Source organism: Mesorhizobium sp. M7A.F.Ca.CA.003.01.2.1, from assembly GCF_003998945.1.
Lineage (GTDB): Bacteria > Pseudomonadota > Alphaproteobacteria > Rhizobiales > Rhizobiaceae > Mesorhizobium > Mesorhizobium ciceri.
Genome location: NZ_RZRA01000214.1, coordinates 1 through 6,630, shown reverse-complemented (window position 1 = coordinate 6,630; position 6,630 = coordinate 1). Strand labels below are relative to the sequence as shown.

7 protein-coding genes are annotated in these 6,630 nt (G+C 64.2%); 1 reads left to right on the top strand and 6 read right to left on the bottom strand.

Annotation, left to right across the window (positions count from 1 at the left end):
• From gndA to EN969_RS11400, 6 genes are all read right to left on the bottom strand, one after another.
• Positions 1 to 1,148, bottom strand: a 1,148-nt coding sequence (gene gndA / locus EN969_RS11425; protein ID WP_127419132.1) for an NADP-dependent phosphogluconate dehydrogenase, incomplete at its 3' end; no start/stop codon positions are given.
• 148 nt (positions 1,149 to 1,296) lie between these two features.
• Positions 1,297 to 2,934 carry a copper resistance CopC/CopD family protein gene (locus EN969_RS11420; RefSeq protein WP_063169026.1) on the bottom strand — a complete coding sequence of 546 codons (1,638 nt, stop codon included), beginning with the start codon at positions 2,932 to 2,934 and terminating at the stop codon, positions 1,297 to 1,299.
• Between the two features lie 54 nt (positions 2,935 to 2,988).
• Positions 2,989 to 3,507, bottom strand: coding sequence for a YcnI family protein (locus EN969_RS11415; RefSeq protein WP_013529535.1), 519 nt, complete (start codon positions 3,505 to 3,507; stop codon positions 2,989 to 2,991).
• 41 nt (positions 3,508 to 3,548) lie between these two features.
• Complete coding sequence (locus tag EN969_RS11410; protein ID WP_063169027.1) at positions 3,549 to 4,088, bottom strand: copper chaperone PCu(A)C; 540 nt, start codon at positions 4,086 to 4,088, stop codon at positions 3,549 to 3,551.
• Between the two features lie 97 nt (positions 4,089 to 4,185).
• Positions 4,186 to 4,542, bottom strand: coding sequence for a DUF2946 family protein (locus EN969_RS11405; RefSeq protein WP_063169028.1), 357 nt, complete (start codon positions 4,540 to 4,542; stop codon positions 4,186 to 4,188).
• Between the two features lie 194 nt (positions 4,543 to 4,736).
• Entirely contained in the window at positions 4,737 to 5,639 is a 903-nt protein-coding gene (locus tag EN969_RS11400; protein ID WP_013529532.1) for a GntR family transcriptional regulator, read from the bottom strand.
• A 229-nt stretch (positions 5,640 to 5,868) separates the two neighbouring features.
• Here EN969_RS11400 and EN969_RS11395 point away from each other — a divergent pair.
• On the top strand, positions 5,869 to 6,630 hold a 762-nt coding region (locus EN969_RS11395; protein WP_164758221.1), incomplete at its 3' end, for a UxaA family hydrolase.

Sequence of the window (6,630 nt, the reverse complement as noted above, 5' to 3'; positions counted from 1 at the left end):
TTGCTGAAGGCTTCCGCCATGGTGTCGAGCATCTGCGAGCGGATGATGCAGCCGGCGCGCCAGATCCTGGCGATGGTCGGCATCGGCAGGTTCCAGTTGAATTCCTTCGACGCGCCGCTCATCACCGCAAAACCTTGGGCGTAGGCGGCGATCTTGCCGGCGAACAGCGCCAGTTCCAGATCTTTCAGCAAGGCGTCCTTGTCACCGGAAATCTTCGTCACGCCGATGTTGCCATAGGCCTTTTCCGCCGCCAGCCGCTCGTCCTTGATCGACGACAGAACGCGCGCCGCCACCGCCGCCTCGATCGCGGTGGCCGGGATGCCGAGCTGCTGCGCCTCGATGACCGACCATTTGCCGGTGCCCTTCTGGCCGGCGCGGTCGAGGATGATGTCGACCACCGGTTTGCCGGTCTTCGGATCGTCGGCGGCCAGCACCTTGGCGGTGATCTCGATCAGGTAGGAGTTGAGCCGGCCCTTGTTCCAGTTGGCAAACACCGTGCCGATCTCTTTCGGGCCCATGCCCAGGCCGTCGCGCAGGATGCCGTAGATCTCCGCGATCATCTGCATGTCGGCATATTCGATGCCGTTGTGGATGGTCTTGACGAAATGTCCGGCGCCGTCGGTGCCGAGCCATGCCGCGCAGGGTTCGTCCTTGAATTTGGCGGAGATCGCCGTCAGCACCTTCTCGACGCGCTTCCATGAGTCCTCCGTGCCGCCGACCATGATCGACGGCCCGTGGCGTGCCCCCTCCTCGCCGCCGGACACGCCCATGCCGATGAAGGTGAGACCCGAACCGGAAAGCTCGGAGAAGCGCCGCATCGTGTCGCGGAAATTGGCGTTGCCGGCATCGATGACGATGTCGTTGGCCGACAGCACGCCACGCAGTGCCGCGATCTGTTCGTCGACCGGCTTGCCGGCCAGCACCATGATGATGATCGGGCGCGGCGGCCGGATCGCGGCGGCGAGCTCTTCAAGGCTGTAGCAGGGCACGACCATGTCCCTGAGTGCGCCGGCATTCTCGACAAAGGCATCGGTGCGCGCCCTGGTGCGGTTGAAGACAGCGATGCGGTGCCCGTGCTCGGCGATGTTGAGCGCCAGGTTGGAGCCCATCGTGCCAAGGCCGATCAGGCCGATTTCGGCTTTTTCCATCGTTTCTTCCCTGCTCTCGGATCGTTTGTTGAGACCGCGATTTTGCGGGCGATGATTGACGGGCCTTGACGCCTGCGTCAACCGCCTCGCCGAATTGTGTTGCCCGGATTGTCGGTCGTGCCCGTGTAGAGGTACCTGGCAGTCCCGCCTACGGCCTGATGTCGACGGGCGCCTCGATCTTCACCATCTGAAAATCCGAGACCAGTATGTCGATGCGCACCGTCCACCGGCCGGGCAGCGGAATGACGAGGTTGTCGACGCGCCAGCTGCCGTCGCCGGGCTTGGTTGCCGCGCGCTTCAAGGGCTCGATGCCGGAATCGGGCTTTGACAGCACAAGCGTTACCTCCTTGGCGTCGAGCGGGCCGAAATCGCCGCTCATGATGACCATCGAGGCAACGACCGGGCCGGCATGGCCTGGAGTGATGTTGAGATCGGCCATCGCTTGCAGCGCGTGGATATGGACCGACACCGGTTGCGCTGCCGCGATCGCCAGGGCTCGTGGCGGCGGTGTGAAGCGCCAGCCCGCGGCAACGCCGAAAATCGCCAACACGATCAACATCTCGACGCCGATCGAGCGGACCAGCCTGCGTTGAACTTCCGTCGATCCCGCCTCGGCCGATGCCGTGAGTTTCCAGCGGTTGACGGCAGCGAGCGTGAACAGAAAGACCAGCAGCCCGAGCTTGATCAGCAGCAGCCTTCCATAGGCGGTGTCGACCAATGCCGCGGGCGTTTGCACCTGGATGACGGCAAGCACGGTGCCGGCAGCGGCAAGCACGGCCACCACGGGCAGGATCGCCCAAGAAAATCGCCGCAGGAATGGCGTGGCCTCCGCCGATTGCCCCTTGAGCGCCAGCCCGAGTGGGACCAATGCGCCGACCCACGACGCGATGCAGACGCCATGCAGGAACACCATCGGCCGCGTCAGCCATTGCGGTTCGGCGGCACTGGCATGGCCGCTGGCGGCAAGGGCAATCCCCACCCCGGCCAGGCCGGCCAGCGCCAATGGCTTGGCGGTGGCACGGGGACCGGCCAGCGACAGCAGGCCAAGCCCCAGCGCGATCAGCGCGACCAGCACCGTCCAGCCGAAGCTGGTGCCGAGCCCGGTCCGCCAGATGACCGATTGTGCCAGATGGGAGAGCGGCGCCCCGAGTGCATCAAGCCCCTGCAATCCGAGCGACAGGGACGACGCGACCAGCCCGCTCAGGATTGCAGCTGCAACGAAGCGTTGCCCGGCACGGGCACTTCCGGCCAACCAGGCAAGCGCGAAGGCGCCGCCAACGCCGAGGAAGAGGCCGACGTAGAGAAAGATTTTGCCCGCCCAGATAGCCGACCGCAACGGCCAGTCGACGGTTTCGGATACGGCCGGCGGTTCGCTGGGCGCTCCGATGGAAAACAGCAGCGATCCGCCGACGGGATGACCGTCTGCGGAGATGACGCGCCAGCTCAAGACATGCGTGCCCGACTTGAGCGGCTGCGGATTGTCGATCTCGACGGTCTGGTCGCTGAGACGAAAGGCGGTCAGTGGAACCGGCTTGCCGTCGGGCTTCACCAGCGTCAGCACCAGAGGCGAGACCGGCTCGCTGAAGGTCAGCGAGAACTGCGCCGGTCCCTGTGCCAGCACCGCGCCGTCGGCCGGGTCGGTCTTGATCAGCGCGGCATGGGCAAAGGCCTGATCTGACACGGCAAGGCTGGCAAGAAACACGATCACAGCCAACAGGCCGACGGCAAGCCGGCCGGTGCGTTTGCCGGTCATGCAAGCCGTTTGCAGGAGGGAGGTCGTGCTCATGTCACCGCCACGAAAAAAGAGCGGCGCACTCGAAAGAGCGCGCCGCCTGGGAGATCATTTCTTCGGCAGCAGCTTGATGCCGGGTGCCGGGCTTTCCAGTGCGTCTTCATCCTGCCCTGCCGCTGGAATCTCGATCCAGCGATCGGCTGCACCGTCGCATTCCTGCACGACCGGGAAATAGAGTTTTTGGCCGACGGGGAGATCCGCCGTCAGCGTCGCGCGGAAAACGAACTCGTCATAGAATTCATCGGGCAGGTTGCCGCCGCTCCAGTCGACCTCCTTGACCCCATCGGTCACCGCCTGACCGTAGAGCTGGTAGGATTTCTCGTACTTGCCCTTCTTGGTCTGCAGCGTCCAGCCGGGCTTCGGCATCGGCTTGATCGCGATCACCCCTTCCGGAATCTGCACGCGCACGGCGGTCGTCGCCTTGCCGTCGCAGCCATGCGGCACGCGCAAAACGGCCTTGTAGGTCGAGCCGACCGCCGCCTCCTGGGTTTCGAACGTGATATGCGCGAAGGCGGCGCTGGTTCCGAGCGCGAGAAGTGCGCCGGCCGACAAAAGATATTTGTTCATGATGGTCCCTCGGATTTTCAAGATTTGTCGAGCTGGCGCGGTCAATTGGCGTGATCGTCCACGGCGCCGCCGCCCATGCCTTCGACGGCGAAATCGACGCTGACGGCGCCGGCCTTTTCGAAGGTCAGGGTGGCGGAGAACTTTTCGCCCTGTTTGGGTTGCCGCTTCAGGCCCATGAACATCAAATGATAGCCGCCAGGTGCAAGGGCTACCTTGCCGCCGGCCGGAATTTCCAGGCCGCCGGCAACCGGCCGCATGGTCATGACGCCGTCCTTGACGCCCATCTCATGCAGCTCGGCCTTTTCGGAGACATCGGAGGAAATCGACACCAGCCGATCCGGCGCACTGCCCTTGTTGGTGATGGTGAAATAACCGCCGGCCACTTTGGCGCCGGCCGGCGTGGCGCGCGACCAGGGGTGGCCGATCTCAAGATCGCCAACCTTGAACTCATGCGCGAGGACGGACTGGGCGCCTGTGAACAGCAGCGCAAGAGCCAGCACGGCAATGCCGACACGCTCTTCGATGCCGCGTAGAATGCTGCCCGGCTCAGGACGCGCGGCGTCAGGGAAAAAATAGGACATGGTTGCTCCATGAAGTGAAGGTCGCGCCGTTGCCGGTCGCGAGCAGTTAGATCTTTGGATGGGTACGCCCACGAAAGGTTCCGCCGGGCAAACAGGCTCAGGCCGTCAGCGGCGGCGCGCGCGGGTTCGACGGCGAGCGCTCACGCGCAAAGTCGAGATGGATGGCCGCCGGGAAGACAAAGGCGACCGTTTCAAAGGAAAGGCTGCCCGGCGCCAGACCGGCATTGGGCGGCGGCGCAAAGGCCGCCGAAACCATGCTGCAGCCGAGCACGCAGCATGCCGGCAGATGGGACGGCGGCTGGTTGCCGCCCGGAAGCTGGGTTGCGCCTTCATGGGTACAGATGACGTTGCCAAAAGCGTCGAGTTGCGATGCATTGGGACCGGCGCCGAAGGCGAATGCACCAAGCGTCGACTGGAGCAACAGCAGATAGGCCGCGACAAGCGCGACCGGCATGCTCCATCGTCTCCTCGATACGCCCAAAGCCCTGCCTCTTCGCAGCAACCAACCATATCTAGCACGGGGCCGGCGGGTGGAAAATCGCCAAATCGCCGCGGCGGCAACGCGGCAGGCCCAAGGCATGTCGCCCAGAAGTGTATAGCGGTTTTGGGACAACATGCATGAAACAGGGCTCCGAGCCGCGATGCGGCTCAGTGTTTTTGCAGCGACCGGCTCTCCGGGATCGAGGTCAGCAATGTCTGGCGCGCCGACTTCAAATGCTTGCGGCAAGCGGCGTCGACCTTGCCGAGATCGCGTGATTTCAGCGCTTCTATGTAGACCAGATGCTCACCGATCGCGACTTCGTTGCGCTCGCGTTCCTGCGCCTTGTTCCACTGGTAATGGTAGTGGAAGATCATGGCGATGACATCGTAGAAATCGACGATGAAGCGATTGCGCGATGCCCGGTGGATCAGCCGGTGGAAGCGCTCGTCGAGTTCGGAGAACTCGGTGAAGCGGGCGGCTATGTCGTTTGCCAGCTGGCGATGCTCGTCTTCCAGGCGGTCGAGATCGGTCCAGACTGCGCTGTCCTGCGGTAAAGCGGCAAAGGCGGCCGCCGAGCGCAGTTCGAACATCTCGCGGATTTCGGTCAGCTCCAGCGCGAAAGCGCGCGTAAAGCCCTTCAGCACCCAATGACTGTTGCGACGTTTCTCGATCAGGCCGAAGCGGGAGAAGCGGATCAGGAACTCGCGCACGCTGGTGGTGCCGACGCCGATCTCGCGCGCCAGTTCGAGTTCGTTGATCTGCATGCCGGCTTCGGCGCCGCCGGCGAGCAGCCGACGCATGAACGACCGTTCGATGATCTCGGCCAGCGTGTCTGTCTCTTCCTCGGGGAAGAAATCATCGGGAAGCGGTTCGCGCAGCACCGTCTTGGCGCGCTTGTTCCAGGCGATCAGCCCGGTCTCTTCCATGCGCGCGAGAATGGTGCGCACCGTGGTCCGGCTGACGCCAAGCAAGGTGCCCAGTTCCGGCTCCGAAGGCAGGCTGCGCGTTTCGTCGAGCAGCCGCAGGCAGCGGTTGTAGGCATCCTTGTAGACGTTGTTGCTCTTCGACATCCCTGACCCGTTGCACGCCGTCGCTTGCAGCGGACGGTTTGAAGCGCAATATGACGTTCGCATGGCTCTGAGAAGCGAAATTGCTTCCCGGAACAACCCGGAGACATGCGGAACTCCCCACGAAAAAACAATTGACGCAAAACTGTTTTTTCACGATAAAAGACAATATCTCTAAACAGGCGCGTGTCAATCCGCCCCGCGCAACCCAGGATCACCCAGGAAACCGCCCGTGAACGCCTCCAACTGCATTCTTCTGTCCCCCGCCGACAATGTCGCCGTCGCCAACGGCCGCATCGAGATCGGCACCGCGCTGCCGGGCGGTGCCGTCGCCAGTGCGCTGATCGAGCCCGGCCACAAGGTGGCGATCAAGCCGATCGCCGCCGGCGAGGCCGTGGTGAAATACGCCCAGGCGATCGGTCGCGCGACACAGGACATCGCAGCCGGCGAGCACGTGCATTCGCACAATCTGGTTTTCGAATCCGGCCGCTTGCCGGTCGTGCCGCCGAGCGAGGCCGAGCACGCGACGGAGGCCGACCGCGCCCGCACCTTCATGGGCTATCGCCGCGCCGATGGCCGCGCCGGCACGCGCAACTTCATCGGCATCGTCGCCAGCGTCAATTGCTCGGCCACCGTCTGCCATTCCATCGCCGATACCGCCAACCGCACGCTGTTGCCGAAATACCCCGGCATCGACGGCTTCGTGCCGATCGTGCACGGCCAGGGCTGCGGCATGAGCGGCACCGGCGACGGCATGATGGTGCTGCACCGCACGCTTGCCGGCTATGCCCGCCACCCGAATTTCGGCGGCGTGCTGATGGTCGGCCTCGGCTGCGAGGTCAACCAGCTCACCCTCTACGGCCAGAAGGGCGTCGCTGCCGGCAAGCGCCATTTCAACATCCAGGACGCCGGCGGGTCGCGCAAATCGGTGGAAAAAGCGATGGGCGTGCTGGCCGAGATCGCCGAGGAAGTCGGCCAGTTGAAGCGTGAGCCG

Coding starts and splice junctions, on each gene's coding strand:
- EN969_RS11420 (WP_063169026.1), bottom strand. CDS start 2,934: ATGAGCACGACCTCCCTCCTGCAAACGGCTTGCATGACCGGCAAACGC.
- EN969_RS11415 (WP_013529535.1), bottom strand. CDS start 3,507: ATGAACAAATATCTTTTGTCGGCCGGCGCACTTCTCGCGCTCGGAACC.
- EN969_RS11410 (WP_063169027.1), bottom strand. CDS start 4,088: ATGTCCTATTTTTTCCCTGACGCCGCGCGTCCTGAGCCGGGCAGCATT.
- EN969_RS11405 (WP_063169028.1), bottom strand. CDS start 4,542: ATGCCGGTCGCGCTTGTCGCGGCCTATCTGCTGTTGCTCCAGTCGACG.
- EN969_RS11400 (WP_013529532.1), bottom strand. CDS start 5,639: ATGTCGAAGAGCAACAACGTCTACAAGGATGCCTACAACCGCTGCCTG.